The 17947-nt window shown below is 33.2% G+C and carries 14 protein-coding genes and 2 pseudogenes; 4 read left to right on the top strand and 12 right to left on the bottom strand.

Annotation, left to right across the window (positions count from 1 at the left end; translation table 11 throughout):
• The first annotated feature begins 224 nt into the window (after nucleotides 1-224).
• Complete coding sequence (locus VQL36_RS01775; RefSeq protein ID WP_349247665.1) at nucleotides 225-833, top strand: sugar transferase; 609 nt, start codon at nucleotides 225-227, stop codon at nucleotides 831-833.
• Between the two features lie 241 nt (nucleotides 834-1074).
• Nucleotides 1075-2292: an ATP-grasp domain-containing protein gene (locus tag VQL36_RS01770; RefSeq protein ID WP_349247664.1), complete on the top strand. Its 1218-nt coding sequence runs from the start codon at nucleotides 1075-1077 to the stop codon at nucleotides 2290-2292.
• 193 nt (nucleotides 2293-2485) lie between these two features.
• Here VQL36_RS01770 and VQL36_RS01765 read toward each other — a convergent pair whose 3' ends face one another.
• Nucleotides 2486-3670, bottom strand: coding sequence for a LegC family aminotransferase (locus VQL36_RS01765; protein ID WP_349247663.1), 1185 nt, complete (start codon nucleotides 3668-3670; stop codon nucleotides 2486-2488).
• A 271-nt stretch (nucleotides 3671-3941) separates the two neighbouring features.
• Here VQL36_RS01765 and VQL36_RS01760 point away from each other — a divergent pair, with 271 nt between their 5' ends.
• On the top strand, nucleotides 3942-4874 hold the full coding sequence (locus tag VQL36_RS01760; protein ID WP_349247662.1) for an NAD-dependent epimerase/dehydratase family protein: 933 nt from the start codon (nucleotides 3942-3944) through the stop codon (nucleotides 4872-4874).
• A gap of 144 nt (nucleotides 4875-5018) precedes the next feature.
• Here VQL36_RS01760 and VQL36_RS01755 read toward each other — a convergent pair.
• The 5 genes and pseudogenes from VQL36_RS01755 to VQL36_RS01735 form a co-directional block, all read right to left on the bottom strand.
• Nucleotides 5019-6089 (bottom strand): annotated as a pseudogene (locus VQL36_RS01755) (UDP-N-acetylglucosamine 4,6-dehydratase family protein); the annotation flags it as partial.
• 285 nt (nucleotides 6090-6374) lie between these two features.
• Nucleotides 6375-7268 carry a UTP--glucose-1-phosphate uridylyltransferase GalU gene (gene galU, locus VQL36_RS01750; RefSeq protein WP_349247661.1) on the bottom strand — a complete coding sequence of 298 codons (894 nt, stop codon included), beginning with the start codon at nucleotides 7266-7268 and terminating at the stop codon, nucleotides 6375-6377.
• A 56-nt stretch (nucleotides 7269-7324) separates the two neighbouring features.
• Complete coding sequence (locus VQL36_RS01745) at nucleotides 7325-8491, bottom strand: nucleotide sugar dehydrogenase (RefSeq protein WP_349247660.1); 1167 nt, start codon at nucleotides 8489-8491, stop codon at nucleotides 7325-7327.
• A gap of 215 nt (nucleotides 8492-8706) precedes the next feature.
• Nucleotides 8707-9735: an SDR family NAD(P)-dependent oxidoreductase gene (locus tag VQL36_RS01740; protein ID WP_349247659.1), complete on the bottom strand. Its 1029-nt coding sequence runs from the start codon at nucleotides 9733-9735 to the stop codon at nucleotides 8707-8709.
• A 262-nt stretch (nucleotides 9736-9997) separates the two neighbouring features.
• Complete coding sequence (locus VQL36_RS01735) at nucleotides 9998-11041, bottom strand: MraY family glycosyltransferase (protein WP_349247658.1); 1044 nt, start codon at nucleotides 11039-11041, stop codon at nucleotides 9998-10000.
• A 201-nt stretch (nucleotides 11042-11242) separates the two neighbouring features.
• On the opposite strand from VQL36_RS01735, the gene VQL36_RS01730 reads away from it, so the two are divergent.
• The gene (locus VQL36_RS01730) at nucleotides 11243-12454 is read left to right on the top strand and encodes an ATP-grasp domain-containing protein (RefSeq protein ID WP_349247657.1); all 1212 of its coding nucleotides are present in this window, start codon (nucleotides 11243-11245) and stop codon (nucleotides 12452-12454) included.
• On the opposite strand, the gene VQL36_RS01725 is transcribed toward VQL36_RS01730, so the two are convergent.
• The 6 genes and pseudogenes from VQL36_RS01725 to VQL36_RS01700 all read right to left on the bottom strand — a co-directional run bounded on the left by VQL36_RS01725 (nucleotide 12444) and on the right by VQL36_RS01700 (nucleotide 17867).
• Nucleotides 12444-12605 carry a VanZ family protein gene (locus tag VQL36_RS01725; protein ID WP_349247656.1) on the bottom strand — a complete coding sequence of 54 codons (162 nt, stop codon included), beginning with the start codon at nucleotides 12603-12605 and terminating at the stop codon, nucleotides 12444-12446. The two genes, VQL36_RS01730 and VQL36_RS01725, sit on opposite strands and share 11 nt — an antisense overlap.
• A 33-nt stretch (nucleotides 12606-12638) precedes the next feature.
• Complete coding sequence (locus tag VQL36_RS01720; protein ID WP_349247655.1) at nucleotides 12639-13676, bottom strand: hypothetical protein; 1038 nt, start codon at nucleotides 13674-13676, stop codon at nucleotides 12639-12641.
• Between the two features lie 78 nt (nucleotides 13677-13754).
• Complete coding sequence (locus tag VQL36_RS01715) at nucleotides 13755-14819, bottom strand: Fic family protein (RefSeq protein WP_349247654.1); 1065 nt, start codon at nucleotides 14817-14819, stop codon at nucleotides 13755-13757.
• A gap of 382 nt (nucleotides 14820-15201) precedes the next feature.
• A pseudogene (locus VQL36_RS01710) lies at nucleotides 15202-16219 on the bottom strand (GDP-mannose 4,6-dehydratase).
• A 570-nt stretch (nucleotides 16220-16789) separates the two neighbouring features.
• Nucleotides 16790-17554: an ATP-binding protein gene (locus VQL36_RS01705; RefSeq protein WP_349251097.1), complete on the bottom strand. Its 765-nt coding sequence runs from the start codon at nucleotides 17552-17554 to the stop codon at nucleotides 16790-16792.
• A gap of 151 nt (nucleotides 17555-17705) precedes the next feature.
• Entirely contained in the window at nucleotides 17706-17867 is a 162-nt protein-coding gene (locus VQL36_RS01700) for an ATP-binding protein (RefSeq protein WP_349247653.1), read from the bottom strand.
• Nucleotides 17868-17947: the final 80 nt, after the last annotated feature.

Below are 17947 nucleotides of genomic sequence, written 5' to 3'. Positions count from 1 at the left end.
TTTCCTCGAGCTGATTTATGGAAATAATATTTTAATTTCATACTATGTTCTAAATTAAAATATTATGAAAATCTTATTCATTAAAATAAGTAGATCTTATTATTAAAGAGATAAAATATGCATATTTTAATTTTATGAGCCATACGTATGTTTAGAATAAAAAGATAAATACCTTGATGATTAGGTGAAAGAAGATAAATACATGTATGAAAGGTGGTTTTTTTTTGAAAAGGTGTTTTGATATTTTTCTTTCGGTCTTGGCTCTAATTATTTTTTCTCCCGTAATCATGACGACTGCTTGCTTAATAAGAATTAGATTGGGACCACAAGTTTTATTCAAGCAGAAACGATCCGGATTATATGGAAAACCTTTTTATATCTATAAATTTCGTTCAATGACCAACGATTTAGATGAACATGGTAATCTTCTACCACCTGAAGAAAGAATTACAAAATTTAGTATTTTTATAAGAAAGATGAGTTTAGATGAATTTCCACAATTAATAAATGTAATTAAAGGTGATCTAAGTTTAGTGGGTCCAAGACCATTACTGATGAAATACTTACCTTTATATACAGAAAATCAAGCAAAAAGACATCAAGTTCGTCCTGGTATTACGGGATGGGCTCAAGTGAATGGTCGAAATGCATTATCATGGGAGGAAAAATTCAAATATGATGTATGGTATGTTGAAAATCAATCTTTTTGGTTAGATATCAAAATTTTAGGATTAACAGTTTTAAAAGTATTTAAGTCAGAGGGCATACAATATGATGATCATATTACAATGCCAGCATTTACAGGAACTAGAAATGATTGTGAGGACAGATGATAGATTTCATGCATAATATAGATTTTTGAAATATATAAATAAGAAGAATAGACTTATTAAGCGATCTCGATTAAGCAAAGCTCAAACATTGAGACATCAAATGGAAACTCTACTCCACCTGATTTTTGGAGATACCATCTATAGAGGTGAGCATCTTAACGCAAAAAATAGCAGGATAAATAAATTTAAAAAAAGTGTTTAATAATTTGTGTATATTTATTTAGAAATGGAGGGGTGTACATTGCAAAATGTTTTTATGATCTTAGGAGGCAGCCATGCACAATTAGAAGCTATACAAGCAGTTAAAAAACTAGGAATGAAGGTGTTAGTCCTTGACATGGATCCTAATGCAATAGGCTTTAAATATGCTGACTATTTTGAAGTTGTTAGTACTACTGACTTTGAAAATGTTAAAAAAGTAGCTGAAAAATATCGTATTTCAGGATCTATGACATTATCAAGTGATACTGCAGTACCAACAGTATGTTATGTAAATGAAAAGTTAGGACTTCCAAATCAAGGTGTCGGAATAGGTGAACTTGTAACTGATAAATCCTTAATGAGAAAAGCATTTTCAAACCATCATATTTCTTCACCAAACTTTATCGTCTTAAACCATGATCAAACCATCCTAGAAATACTACCTAATGTAGAAAGAATGCTGCGTAATAGAGACTTGATTGTTAAACCTTCTGAGAGCTCTGGAAGTAGAGGGGTTTCAAAAATTGAGTCTGTTCATCAATTAGAGCCTGCCATCAATCTAGCTCGGGAGTTCACTAGGAATAATAATGTAGTTATAGAAGAGTTCATAGAAGGTGTGGAAATTGGAGCTCAATGTTTTTCCATTAATGGAAAGATGGAAATGTGTTTTGTTCATAATGACCTATCTGCCAATATGGTACCTGTGGGGCATTCATATCCATCATTTTTATCTAACGAGGTGTTGGAGCGGGTAAAGAATGAATGTGATAATGCTTTATCTAGCTTAGGAATCATGAATGGACCAAGTAATATTGATATCATTATAGATAAAGAAGGATGTCCATTTTTTATAGAAATTGGGGCTAGAATTGGAGCAACCAAACTCCCACAAATTACTAAATATCACTCAGGAATAGATCTTATAGAATGTTCAATTCAATTAGCAAGTGGGCAAGATATTACGATTCCTATACAAACAAATATTCCAGTTGCTGTAGAGATGCTTTGTTTTGAGAAGGAGCATGATATTACTTATAAGTTTGAGGAAATTGAATCATTAATTCATACTTATGACCCTATCGAATATAAAGTGAACTTAAAGAATGGACAAGAAGTAAAAGGTATTAAATCTAGTGCAGATGTTTATGGTTTTGTCATTTGTTCAGGATCTTCTGCACAAAATGCTGAACAAAAATGTAGGGAATTATCAGAAAGTATAAAAAATAAAGTAGTCTCTATTAACAGTGAACTCGTTTAAGCAAACCTTAAACATCGAAAAATCAGATGGAGACTCTACCCCACCTGATTTGGGAGATAACACCTATAGAGGTGGGCATCTTAACAAGTTTTACAACATTTTAATTAAACGACTTAAAAAATAAGGCGAGTCGTTTAATTATTTTTTTGTATTAAATTATTATGATCCCAAATCCTATATGATGCTTTTTGGGTTATAAGTTTGCGGATTCATATTGGTTCAATTGGTTGATTACGATCTGAACATGTCGGGCTGACAAATTACTACTACATGGTATATTTATTAAGTTCTTCTCATAAAATTCAGCCTTATCCAGTCTATATCCTTGATTATTTAAATATGGTTTCTGCTTGTGAATTAACCCCCACAATGGTCTGGTTTGAATATTATTAGCATTTAATTTAGTTAATAATTCATCTCTATTTATGCCATAAATCTTCTTGTTAACTATAATAGAATAGAACCAGTAATTAGACCGAGTATCTTCTCTGAATTTAAGTAATACTAATCCATCAATTTCTTCAATGGCTTCTTTATATATATTATAATTTTCAACTTTAGTATGAATAAAACTATTAAGTTTATCAATTTGACTTATCCCAAAAGCTGCTTGTATATTCGTCATTCGATAATTGTATCCTACTTCATCATGAATAAAATATACTGAATCATTCTTTGCTTGAAGACTTAGTTTTGTAATTCTATCAATAAGTTGTTGATCATCAGATACAACCATGCCACCTCCACCCGTCGTGATAATCTTATTCGCATTAAAGGAATAAACACCTACATCAGCAATCGTACCGCAATATTTACCTGCGTATTTTCCTTTTAAGTAATACGATCCCAGAGCTTCAGTTGCATCTTCTATTACTTTTAAATTATATTTATCTTTGATTTCCATTAACTTTTCCATTTTAGCTGGATTACCAAATACATGTACAACGATAATAGCTTTAATTTGTTTACCTGTGGTTTTATTCACTACTTTTCCTTCCTCGTATTTACACTCATATTCTAAAAACTCCTCTAATTTATCCATATCCATATTTAATGTATCATCACAGTCCATAAAAATAGGTTCTGCTCCCATATAACGAACAGGATTAACAGCAGCAATAAAAGTTAAGGTCGGTACAATGACTTCATCCCCTGCTTCAACACCTAATGCCTTTAGTGCTAAATGAAGTCCTGCAGTGCCGCTTTGAGTTGATATTGCATATTCAACTCCAACATACTTCGTCATTTTATGTTCAAATTCTGTTATAAATCTACCACCTGTTGATACCCACCCTGTTTCAATCGTTTCTTTAATATGATCCAAAATATCCAATGAAAGATTTGGTACTGATAGTGGAATAAAAACTGAATTATTCATATTCCTCTCCTTATTCAAAATGGTCATAGATACGTTTCTATTTACTTTAAGACTAGAAAATCTGCATTACTATATTATGATTTTCAAAATATAAATAGAACATAAATACACAACTACAGAGAGCATTTTCCATCTCACTAGATTATTGCTTTAAAACATATTAAAGAATGAAACAGCATAGAATAATATATCAAAAAAATTTGGAGGAAATATTAGTAGATAAACTAATTATTACAATGCTAATTAATGGGTCAAGATAAGGGGAAGAGTTATGAATAATAAAATTATGGTAACTGGTGGTTGTGGTTTTATTGGTTCTCATATCGTAGAGCAATTGCTTGAAGAAAATTACGAGGTTATTGTTGTGGATAATCTGAGTACTGGTAAACTTGATCATATCACCTCTGATAAAGTTCATTTTTATTTATGTGACATTACGAGCGATGAATTTCAGCAAATTGTACAAGAAACAAAACCAGATTATATTATACATCAAGCTGCACATGTATCCGTAATTGATTCTACTATAGATATGATGCACGATGCTGATGTGAATATTAGGGGATCATTGAATGTTATTGAAGCAGCCAAACAACATCAAGTTAAAAAAATTATATTTGCTTCATCTGCCGCTGTTTATGGAAAGACACAATATATGCCTATTGATATCCATCATCCGATCTGTCCTCAATCCCCTTATGGATTATCAAAATATACAGTTGAGGAATATTTAACATTTGCATCTCAATATTATGGTGTAAAGTCAACGATTTTACGGTATAGCAATGTCTATGGTCCACGTCAAAATCATTTGGGTGAAGGTGGAGTTATTGCCATATTCGCTAACAATATGTACAATAACAAAGATATTCACATTTATGGAGATGGTGAACAAACTAGAGATTTTATTTACGTAAAAGATGTAGTCTCTGCTAATATTAAAGCATTAGACCTTGGAGATGATGTAATACTTAATGTTTCTACTGCAACTAAATTTTCCATTAACTATTTGTTTAAGGTAATGACTAGTATATTAAATAATAAAGTAAATCCATTATATCTAGAAACACGTGATGGTGAAATTAAGGATAGTGTTTTATGTAATAAACTAACAAAGGAATGTTTACATTGGGATATATCCTATTCGTTGCATCAAGGTCTAAAAGAAACAATGGATTACTATAAGAATTATACACTTGTATAAAGTGAACCTTCTTTCCAGTTCCATCCACTATGAAGAAGATCGTACTCCCCTAACATATCGTTAGGTTCAAATACGATCTTCTTCATTTCTTATAACTTAAGAATTGGAATTTTTGTTCTCTTTCACTACTCTAAATAATTCACACTATACTTTAACAGTCTCATTGCTAGATTGTTCCTTAAGATTCAATAATGAAAACAATCTATTTCTGATCTCTTCTGAAGCCATATTATCTATTTCATTTAAAAAATCAGTTAATATGGTGTACTCTATGTAAGATGACTTGCCTACATATATATCCTTAAATACTTGTTGTTGATTCCCCTCTTCTGGACTTAACAATTCTTCATATAATTTTTCCCCTGGTTGAATACCTGTATACTCAATTTCTATCTCATCTTGTTTATAACCTGAAAGCTCAATTAATTTAGTTACTAGATCTACTATTTTTACAGGTTCACCCATATCCAACACAAAGATATCACCTTCTTTGTCCAACATACCCGCTTTAATTACAAGACGTACTGCTTCAGGAATGGTCATAAAATAACGTTCCATATCTGGGTGTGTAACCGTTACAGGACCTCCTGCTTTGATTTGTTCTTTAAATAATAAGATTGCACTGCCCCTGCTCCCTAATACATTACCAAAACGAACGGCAACAAAGTTCGTTTTACTAACTGTATTCATATGTTGAATGATCATTTCAGCTATTCGTTTTGTAGCACCCATCACACTTGTAGGATTTACAGCTTTATCTGAAGAGGTCATAATAAACGTCTTTACCCCAGCACGATCAGCTGCCTCTGCTACATTTTTCGTTCCAATAATATTATTTTTAACTGCCTCCTCTGGATTCCGCTCCATTAAGAAAACATGTTTATGAGCTGCAGTATGGTAAACAACGTCTGGTTTATACTTGTCTAGTACTTTAAAAATTTTATTTCGATCCTGGACATCTGCAATTTCAGTTAAAAATTCAATGTCTGGATAAGTTTTTCGTAATTCCTGCTCAATTAAATAGATACTTTGCTCACCATGACCTAATAAAATTACCCTAGACGGATGATAATTTGAAATTTGTCTACTAATCTCTGACCCTATTGTTCCACCTGCTCCTGTGACTAAAATAGATTGGTTACTTATTGTTTTTAAAATATCATGATCATCTAATTTAACGGGCTCTCGATTTAATAGTTTTTCTGGTGGAACATCATGAATTAACCTAGGCATTTCTCTATTAGCTTCTTGATTTGCACTTTGTAATTGGACATTTCGATGATTCAAGAACAATTTCCATGTGAAATAATGATGAACACATATTAAAAGGAATGAACATAACACAATATATGAGAATATTATCATATTTGCCTCCATGACTACCCATTGTTGTCCTACTGTTACTGCTGTTATGACAATTAACAATTCTAATAAAATCATAAGAGACAGGTTTCTAGAATACTTCAAAATAAATAACCTCCATTATATAAGTAATCTAAATTATTCATATACTAACTTAGGATCACTTTGAATTTCTTTCATAAATGCTAATAGTTTTGACCTCAATTCATCATCCTGCATTGCAAATTCTATACTCGTTTGAATAAATCCCAGTTTATCTCCAACATCATATCGTCTACCTTCAAAATCATAAGCAAAAACTCTTTGAATTTCGTTTAACTTTGAAATCGCATCTGTTAATTGAATTTCTCCACCTGTCCCTATGGTTTGTTTTTCCAAAAACATGAATATTTCTGGTGTAAGAATATACCGGCCCATAATAGCAAGATTGGAAGGCGCAGTTCCAAATACTGGCTTTTCAACAAAATCACTAACTTGATAACGCCTGCCTGATTGTATTATTGGATTTACAATTCCATATCGATTTGTCTCTTCATCAGATACTTTTTGTACTCCAATAATTGGTGCTAATGTTTTCTCATATTCATTCATTAATTGCCGAAGACACGGAACTTCTGATTGAACAATATCATCCCCTAATAAAACGGCAAAAGGTTCATTTCCAATAAATGTCCTTGCACACCATATCGCATGTCCTAACCCCTTCGGTTCTTTTTGTCGTGTATAATGAATATTGGCCAAGTTTGAAGAGTGTTGCACTTTTTCAAGTAAATTCATCTTCCCTTTTTCATATAAATGGTTTTCCAGTTCAAAAGCATGATCAAAATGGTCCTCAATCGCACGTTTCCCTTTTCCAGTTACAATCATAATATCTTCAATACCTGAAGCTACAGCTTCTTCAACGATATACTGAATTGTAGGTTTATCTATAATGGGTAACATTTCTTTAGGCATTGATTTGGTTGCTGGTAAAAAACGAGTACCTAAGCCAGCAGCAGGTATGATTGCTTTTTTCACTTTTTTTGTAGTCATATCTCACTATCCTCCATCTGATTTTGCAATGTTTAAGTTTGCTTAAACGAGTTTACTTAGTCCCGATTAAACAAATCCCGAGTATACACCTTTTCTTCAACATCTTTAATTTCATTACTGATTCTATTTGAAACAATAATATCTGACATTCTTTTAAAATCATTAAGGTCCTTTATCACCTTAGAATGAAAGAAATCCTCTGCTTCTAAACTAGGTTCATATACTACAACTTCAATTCCTTTTGCTTTAATTCGCTTCATAATCCCTTGTATAGATGATGTTCTAAAGTTATCCGAATTTGTTTTCATTGTTAATTTATAAATGCCTACAACCTTAGGTCTTCTGGCTAAAATCATATCCGCTATATGGTCTTTTCTCGTTCGATTAGAATCTACGATCGCACCTATAATATTATTAGGAATATCTGCATAATTCGCTTTTAATTGCTTCGTATCTTTGGGTAAACAATAACCACCGTATCCAAATGAAGGATTATTATAGTAGGTCCCGATTCTTGGATCCAGTCCAACACCTTCAATAATTTCTTTTGTTTTCAAACCTCTAATTTCTGCATAGGTATCTAGTTCATTAAAATAAGCCACCCTCATCGCAAGGTATGTATTTGAAAAAAGTTTTACAGCCTCCGCTTCGGTTGGATCGGTAAATAAAACAGGGATGTCCTTTTTTACTGCACCTTCTGCTAATAAACTAGCAAACTTCTCAGCTCTTTCTGATTTTTCACCAACAATAATTCTTGAAGGATGTAAATTATCATATAAAGCTTTACCTTCTCTTAAAAATTCTGGAGAGAAAATAATATTGTCTGTCTCAAACATATCCTTCACTCTATTGGTATATCCTACTGGGATAGTAGATTTAATGACCATCATTGCTTCTGGATTAATAGCTAGTACATTAGCAATGACTGCTTCCACCGTTCTAGTATTAAAATAATTCTTATCAGGATCATAGTTGGTCGGAGTTGAAATAATAACGACTTCAGCATCTCTATATGCTTTATATACATCTGTAGTTGCAATTAAACTTAACTCCTTCGTTTCTAAATATTGTTCAATTTCTGCATCTACAATGGGAGACTTATGATCATTAATCATATCTACTTTCTCTTGATTAATGTCCAATGCCATAACATCATTATGTTGTGCTAATAAAACAGCATTAGAAAGTCCTACATATCCTGTTCCCACTATTGTAATTCTCATCTTTTGTTGAAATCCTCCCTTCAAAACTTTAAAGCAGCAAGTTTAAAAATATAATTCTAGTAATCGTATTTATACATATGGTTTACAATCCATGAATATAACTGAAATTGAAAATATTTATGCAGAACAAAAAAATCTTCAGTTCCATTTTTATATAGAACTGAAGATTTTTTTGTAGTTTATTCGTTCACTCTTTCACTTATTAAAAGCTAAATTCATTTAATCCCATAATATCCTACATACCAATCTGTAAACTTCTGCAGACCATCTCGAATCGAGGTTTTCGGTTTAAATCCAACTGCCTTCTGCAATAAGTCTGTTGAAGCATATGTAGCTGTGACATCTCCTCGCTTGATCGGCTCAAAGCTTTTCTTAAATACAACTTCTCTTCCCAATGATTGACTAAGTGCTTGTTCTAACGTTTCAATAAAGATCATCAACTTCTCTGGGTTGTTGTTGCCAATGTTAAATACCTTATGCTGAACTCCATTACCTTTAGGCGGTTGGCTTAAAAGTCGTTCAATTCCTTCTATAATATCATCAATGTAGGTAAAATCACGATAAAGGTCATTTTCAAAGTCACCGTTGTTAAAGACCTTAATTGGTTTACCCGCAAAATGTTGATCTGTAAATCCAAAATAAGCCATATCTGGTCGTCCCATAGGACCATAAACAGTAAAAAAACGTAGTCCCGTAACAGGAATGTTGTATAGGTGACTGTATGTATGTGCCATTAATTCATTGGATTTTTTCGTAGAGGCATATAGTGATACAGGATTGTCTACAAAATCGGTTTCTTCAAAAGGCACCTTTTTATTGGCTCCGTAAACCGAACTAGAGGAAGCATAAACTAGATGTTCTACTGGATGGTGTCTACAAGCTTCAAGAATATTGTAAAACCCGATGATATTGCTCTGGATGTATGCATCTGGATTTTCAATAGAATAACGAACTCCAGCTTGAGCTGCTAGATGAACAACTATGTTTGGTTTGTACTCTTCAAAAATGCTACATATTGCGGCTTTATCAGATATATCTTGCTTAATAAAAGTAAACTGCTTAAAAAGCTGAAGCTGCTCTAAACGAGTTTGTTTTAGATTTACATCATAATAATCGTTGAGATTATCAACACCAATCACTTGGCATCCCTGCTCTAACAACTTTTTAGACAAATAATACCCAATGAAACCTGCTGCTCCTGTTATTAAAAAGATTTTAGTCGGATCAAGTGATTTATTATTCACTTTTATCCTCTCCTTTGCTCATCCCTAATTGTAGGGTTTTTCAAATTATATAAAATTCCATCCCAGCTTCCACTTTAAATAAAATAACCATTACTATATGAAAAACATATGTCATTGTCTTATGTCTAAAGTCTCAAAGTTTCTAGATCGTTTTTATCCTACTATATCTTTTCCGTTAAGACGCCCACCTCTACAGATGGGATCTTTTAATCAGGTGGAGTAGAGTCTCCATCTGATTCCACGATGTTTAAACGAGTTCACTTTAATCTAAACTTACTGCACCAGCCATTTTTTCCTCTTTATTTTCATATACAGGAGCATACTTAACTAAAATGATTGCTAATAAAACGCCTAACATCATAGCTAATCCGATTGAGATATATTGAATAATACCTGGGTTGAAATATCCTATTAAACTAATTGAACCGAAAAAAGCTCCTAATACATATAAAATGACAACAGATTTCACATCAGATCCAGTTATATACACTAACCGATGAGAAGTATGGTCTTTACCACCTTGGGATATTGCCCTACCATGCCTTTTTCTTTCAACAGCGACAAAAAAAGTGTCAAAAATAGGTACAGCAAGTATCAATGCTGGAATATAAAATGCATTCATCATCCCCGAACTCAAACCTAAAGTTCCTTGGATAGCTATTGTTGAGGTTCCTAATATATAACCTAACATAAGACTTCCACAATCACCCATAAAAATTTTTGCTGGTTTAAAATTGAAAAGTAAAAACGCTAAAGCTGCTCCCGCTAAAGACAATGTTACAATACTAAAAAACGGATTACCTGCAATGAATAGAAATATAGCAGCAGTAATAGATGCAATGAAAGCAATACCACTAGATAAACCGTCTATGTTATCTATTAAGTTTACAGCATTCATAATACCGACGATCCAAACAATGCTAATGATTGAATCTATCATAAAGCCAAGGTTTGTTTCTATTTTTAAACCTACAGCAACTGTTGCAACAGCCACAATCATTTGAAGCCAAAATTTCATTTTAGGACGTAATGGTTTGATATCATCTTTTAATCCAACTATAAAAATGATGACCGCTCCTACTATTATTCCAATATGAAGAGGATTCCAATCACGGTTAAACAATAAAACTACAATTAAAAAGCTAATAAAAATGGCTATTCCACCTAATAACGCTGTTGGCTTTTGGCTCCACCGATCTTTTCTAGGCTCAGCTATAAAACCATACCGATATGCACCTTTAATCACTATAGGTGTAGCTATTAATGTAAAAATAAATGCAAAAATCCCTGCCATATAAATAATCATCCTACTCCTCCCACACTACTCTTTAACTTGTCTACGAATTTAAATATATTCTGGTAGAGAGGGGATTATGCTTTATTTATAATATTTCATATTGCTAGTTCTAGTAAAAAAATACCTGAAATATCTTAATTATATATTAACTTATTTATTTTGAGAGGGAAAAGTAGAACTAACTCATAATATGAAATAGGAGTGGTCATTTTGCAGAAGGTTTTTATGATCTTAGGAGGAAGTCAAGCTCAAGTAGATGCAATCAAAGCAGTTAAAAAACTAGAAATGAAAGCATTAGTTCTCGATATAAATCCAAATGCGGTAGGTTTTAAATATGCGGACTATATCGAAATTGTTAGTACTACTGACTTACCGAATGTTGAAAGGATTGCAAGAAAATATAGTATCTCAGGTGTGATGACTTTTGCATCCGATACTGCAATACCAACGGTATGTTATATAAATGAAAAATTAGGACTGCCAAATCAGGGAATTGGAATAGGACCCGTTGTAACAGATAAATCCTTAATGAAAGAAGCATTTTTAAAACACAATATTTCTTCTCCAAATTTCTTAGTGTTAAATAAAGAGCAAAATATCCAAAAAATATTACCTAAATTACAAATGATGCTAACAAGTGGAACCTTCATTGTTAAACCTTCCGATAGTTCTGGAAGTAGAGGAATCACAAAAATTGCATCTATAGAAGAATTAGAAAATGCCATCTACATTGCGCATAGGTTTTCAAAAAATAAAAAAGTGATTATAGAAGAATTCATTGAAGGGGATAAAATAGGAGCTCAATGTTTTTCAATAAATGGGAAGATGGAGATGTGTTTAATTAATAATGATACAACTAGTAACATGGTAGCTGTAAGACATTCTTTTCCACCAAATTTAACTAATGAAGAGTTACAAAGGGTATATTCTGAGTGTAGAAAAGCTATATCAAGTTTAGGAATAACAAACGGGCCTAGTAATCTCGATATTATGATAGATAAAAATAAAAAACCATTTATTATAGAGGTTCAAGCTAGATGCGGGGCAAGTATGCTCCCTGAACTCATTCAATATCATTCAGGTGTAGATCTAATAGAACTATGTATTAAATTAGCATGTGGGCAAGATTTTACTATCCCTAAGCTAAAAAATAATCCTGTTGCAGTGGAAATGCTTTATTTTGATAAAAACGATCATGTTCATTATGATACGGACAAAATTAGACAACTAATTCATTCATATCAACCTCTTGAGTATGATATTGATTTAGAGAAAGGACAAGAAGTTAAAGCTCTTAAATCTAGTGCAAATGTTTATGGTTATGTTATATGTGCAGGTTCTTCTGTACATGATGCTGAAAAAAAATGTAGGGAATTATTGCTTGATATTAAAGATAGGGTGATTTCTAAAGCTACTGTTTAGGTTTATGGAAAAGGAGTATATTAAACAATAAAGTATAAGATTTCACTCCAATCATCCTACTTCTTCTAATAGCATTGATGACCAATATCTCTAACACTAAGTACGTAAAGAAATGAGTATTTTTTCGTACCCTATGGTTGGGAATGAACATGTGATGAATTTAACAGGAAAAACAGTGAATAAATTAGTTACCACTGTTTTGTATTTTAGATATTAAATTATTAAGTATTTTATTACTTGTCTCATCTTTTACATTCCGGTAGGTTTGTCTCCATTGATCAATTATCTCTGGATTAAAACCTTCTGTTGCAAATTCTTGTTCTGCTTGTATCATCAAATCTTCAAACTGTGTATCACATTCATCTTCAGCTAGTACAAACTTTTGTAGGAATGTATTTTGTAAATATTGAACAGTAACCTGCTCCCCATTTGCAGTTTTTTTGTCGATATCCGCTCTGATTTCGGCAGCTAAATCATTAACTTTTGCTTCACAGGTGTTTTGTAGAGGTTCTATTTGAGTTAGGTACTTTTGTTCTACTTCTTGGGTTACTGGTATTAAATTAGGAACTAACTCCTGCTGATTTTCTTCGGTTTGTTCTTCAGTTATTGCATCTTCTTGATAACCTATCTGACCCTCAATTGATTGTACGCCCGTTACGAGTGCTTCTTGATCCATTGGATCTTCTGTATTTTGAGATAATTCAGTGGATTCTTCTTCCAAACCCTTTATTTTAACATTTGGATCTAGTATGTCTAAAGTTCTACCATAGTATCTAGCTATTTGTCGTAAAGCATCAATTTCCTCTTGAGTTAATTTAGCTAAGAGTATCTCTCTTACATTCTTTTTCTCCTCTGAGGTTAAATTCATTCTGGCTTGACCCATTAAGTATTGCATTTCTTTAATACTTAAACCAGAGTTTAATAAAATGGAAGTAACATCTAATGCATCTTCCATTTCTATGGGTTTATCTGCAAATTCCTCTGCTTTTTTCAGATGACCTTCAGTACTTGAAGGTAATGAATCTGAATCTACTTCTTTTGAATCCGATATATCTCCTTGTTCTCTTGCATCTAATCTTTCTTGGATGTCTGTTATATCTGTAGATTTAATATCTATATAAATCCAAGTGACTGAAACTATTAAAATAATAAATAGAAATATAAAGATAGTAATGGTTCTACGTAACCAAGGTTTTAGGTTCTTGAAGTGGCGGGTTACCATACCGTTATTACTCCTTTTCTCACTTATATTTGAATAGCAAAAGCTAAAATTTTGCAGACAAATGATTAATAAGGTAGCTTATTCTTCAAAATCATGGTTGCGAATGTAGGCTGTATTCCGTCCCGCACCAACTTTGATAATGAAACCTTCCTTCAGTAAATCTGATAGTGCTTTTTCAATCGTTGTCACACTAATGTCTGGACAGAGTGTTGCAATTTCTGCTTTTGATATCCTTCCTACCTTAGTCACGAAGATATGGCGGACACGTTCAGCTTTAGTAAGTCCTTGATTTCTTGTCGTTTCTACCCTACTGCTAAACTCTTTATAGGCACTCAGGATAACTCCTAAATAGTACCTCACAAAAGAAGCATAATTATTTTCACCTTCATGCCATCCTTTTGAACTTTCTTCAAGCGCTTCATAGTAACTTTCCTTTGTTTTCTCAATAATCATCTCAATACTGATGTATTTCCCTACAATATACTCTTCTTGATAAAGGAGTACAAGTGTCAGCAAGCGACTCATTCTTCCGTTTCCATCATTGAAAGGATGAATGCTGAGAAAATCAAAAATAAATTTTGAGATTAACAGTAGTGGATCAATTTGGCTTTGATTTACGGCCTTTAAAAAGGTTGTGCAGAGTTCCTCCATGGCTTCCGGTGTTTCGTATGCGGATAAAGGTTGAAAATATACCTGCCGATTGCCTTGGCTATCTACTTCCTCAATAACATTATCGATATTTTTAAAACGTCCACCCACTGAAGAAGGACTGTAGGTGTATAAATCTCGATGCAGCTGTAGTATTACATTGGGTCTTACCCTAATATACTTATAGTTTTCATGAATGGTATTTAACACTTCACGGTATCCAGCAATTTCTTCCTCATCTCGATTTATTGGCTCCGCATTTTCAGCCACAAGTTCACTTAAACGTGCTTCCGTTGTGAAAATCCCTTCAATTCGATTGGAAGCTCCAGTACTTTGGATTTTAGCAACCTTTAACATGGCTTCTAGAATATCAGGATTCGCCTCCATGAAAAGCTCCTGTTTACCTTTGTATTCATGAATCGCTGAAAGAAGGTTCACGATGTCAGGTGTATATAGTTCTTTATCTATTTTAAAATAATCAAATGATCTCATCATTATCTATCTACCTCATCTATTACCTTTCTGCATAAACAATACCACTATTATATGCAGAAAAGCAAATGAATATATAGCATTAATTATCATAGACTTTGTTAGAGAAAGTTATTTTTAGGAAGGATTTTCGAATACTAACAGATAATAGAGCAGGTAACATGCTTTTTTTTACAGAATGAGTTCTGTGATAATGTATCATTGTGAACTCGTTTAAAACAAAGTTTAAAACAACGTGGAATCAGATGGAGACTTTACTCCACCTGATTAAAAGATATAGTTAGGATAAATGTTGTACTCCTAGGCACATTCGTTTTTTCTAAATTATGATTTTACACTGTTTGACAAGTATGAAATATTAATGATCATTTATAGATAAAAAAACTTATTTCACTTTATAATACTCCACATACCAATCTGCAAATTTTTGTAATCCATCTTCTATCGAAGTAGCTGGTTTAAATCCTACAGCTTCATGTAACAAATCAGTTGACGCATAAGTTGCAGGTACATCGCCCGACTTAATTGGTTCGAATGTCTTATCAAACTCGACCAATCTTCCAGTTGCTTTACTTAAAGCTTTTTCCAAAGATTTAATAAAATACATCAATCTCTCAGGATTGTTATTTCCAATGTTAAATACTTTATGGAGAGATGCCTCAGTAGGTGGATTATTAAGAAGTCGTTCAATCCCTTCTACTATATCATCTATGAATGTAAAGTCACGGTAGAGATCATTCTCGAAATCACCGTTATTAAAGATCTTAATTGGCTCTCCAGCAAAATATTTATCTGTAAATCCAAAGTAAGCCATGTCCGGTCGTCCCATAGGACCATAAACGGTAAAGAACCAAAGCCCTGTAGCTGGAATGTTATATAAGTGGCTGTATGTGTGAGCCATCAATTCATTGGATTTTTTAGTAGAAGCATAAAGGGATACTGGGTTGTCTACAGAATCTGATTCTTCAAATGGTACCTTTTTATTGGCTCCATAAACAGAACTAGAAGATGCATATACTAGATGTTCAACTGGATTGTGTCTGCAAGCTTCCAGAATGTTGTAAAAACCTATGATATTACTTTAAATGTATACATCAGGATTCTCTATTGAATATCTTACTCCTGCTTGAGCAGCCAGATTAACCACAACGTTTGGTTTGTACTGTTCACAGAGATTTGTGATCATGGACTTATCAGAAATATCACCTTTAATAAAAGTGAACTCCTCATAGGGTTTAAGTTGCTCCAAACGAGTATGTTTAAGATTTACATTGTAGTAATCATTTAAATTATCAACACCAATCACTTGGCATCCCTGTTCTAACAGTTTTCTAGATAAGTAATACCCGATGAAACCTGCTGCTCCTGTATGTTTTTCTAGGATCAAGGGTTTTGTAATTCAAGGGATTCGACTCCTTTATATCTTCTATACTTGATAAAAGTGACAGGCACCCCAACTTAATATCAAATTTAAAATAATAAAATCCAATGTTAATTCTGGTAGTATCAGACACTTACTCAATTAAGCAATAATCCTGGTATTTTTTCTCTCTGTCTTCTTTACTTCCTTCGAAGTATCGAAAAATAATTTCCTTATTTAAATAGGATGATGGGGACATCATTGGGTTTATATAATACAGATAACTACTCCATGTATAATCCTAAAGCTGTTTGACCATTTTAGCTTCTAATGGATTTCGATGGATATATCTACTAACTTCTATAACATCCCTTCATCATCTGTTATTTCTTGATTCCAAAATCATTTTTCAAAAAGATGTCCTTTTAAACGGTATTTGGTGTTGTAATAATCCGTGTATCGTTTATTCAGCAATGACATGATTTTAGAAATGGTTTGTTCTTTTGAACGAAGCATGAGATGGTAATGATTTGTCATGAACATGGAAGTTCAAATGGATATTTTTTATTGATCGTTGCTAACATGTGAAGGAAGGTTTTATAATCACCGTAGTCTAAATATAATTCATCTCGATGATTTCGACGGCTGATGATGTGATAAAAACGATTTGGATTCCAATTCCTAGGTTTACGACCCATGCTTCCAACGTCCCCGTAAGCTGCTTTGAATGGGCTTTTCTTAGCGTTACGGCTTCCCACAAAGCTTCATCCGAAATTTCGTTTCCCCCTCTTATATCAGAGATTGTTCTAGCTAAACAAATCATTTTGACATGAACACGATTGCTCCAGCTTTGTTTCAAAGATCGGTTTTGCAAAAATCGGTTTTGATTCTGGGTTAAAGAGACTTTAGAAAGTAGCTCATCAATAGAAATTGCAGCATTCAAAGCTTCTTTCCCATAGCGTTCAAACTGCTTTTCACGCGCTTCTTGAACACTACTTCTGATCGTAGTAGATGATTCCACATCGTCTCTACTCTCCTGATGAAGACTCACAGGTTGCAGACTTAAAACAATATCATTACGACCCTCTATAGGACCCGATACACGATTTCGATAAGATTGAACTTGTTTAGGGGTACATGTACAGTAACGAGAAGTTGATTCCAAATATCCACAGGGACAAGGATTCATAATCAATAAAAAATGAGCAGGATAGACCACTGTAGCTTGTGTACGACTGATCGTAACTTTTCCTGTTTCAAGAGGCTGCCTAAGCATGTCCAATGATTTCTTCGTAAACTCTGCCATCTCATCTAAAAATAAAACCCCATGAATGGCCAATGAAGCTTCACCTGGTTTTGGATTTGAGCCACCACCAATGATGGATACAGACGAAGCAGAATGATGGGGACTTCGAAACGGAGCTCCTGATTACGATTAAGTAAAGAAATATCTGCTAATTCATATAAGCTTACATTTTCTAATTGGGCTTCTAAAGAAAGGGGAGGTAAAATGGATGGAAAGCTTTCAGCTAATAAACTCTTTCCACATCTAATAAACTCTTTCCACATCCTGGTGGATCGACCATTAACACATTATGCCCACCTACCACAGCAATTTTGAGTGCTCGTTTGGATTGCTCTTGTCCAATAATGTGTTGAAAGTCTCTACCTTCATAATATGAAGATTCCATCGAAACAGAAATATCTCGGAAAACGGGAACAGGCTCTGAACAGAGAGATGATCAACGACATCCTTCAAGTTCATGCCCAG

Origin of the sequence: Chengkuizengella sp. SCS-71B, assembly GCF_040100845.1 — a bacterium.
Lineage (GTDB): Bacteria > Bacillota > Bacilli > Paenibacillales > KCTC-33759 > Chengkuizengella.
The sequence above is the reverse complement of the archived record's forward strand: the minus strand, read 5'-3'. Positions and strand labels throughout refer to the sequence as shown.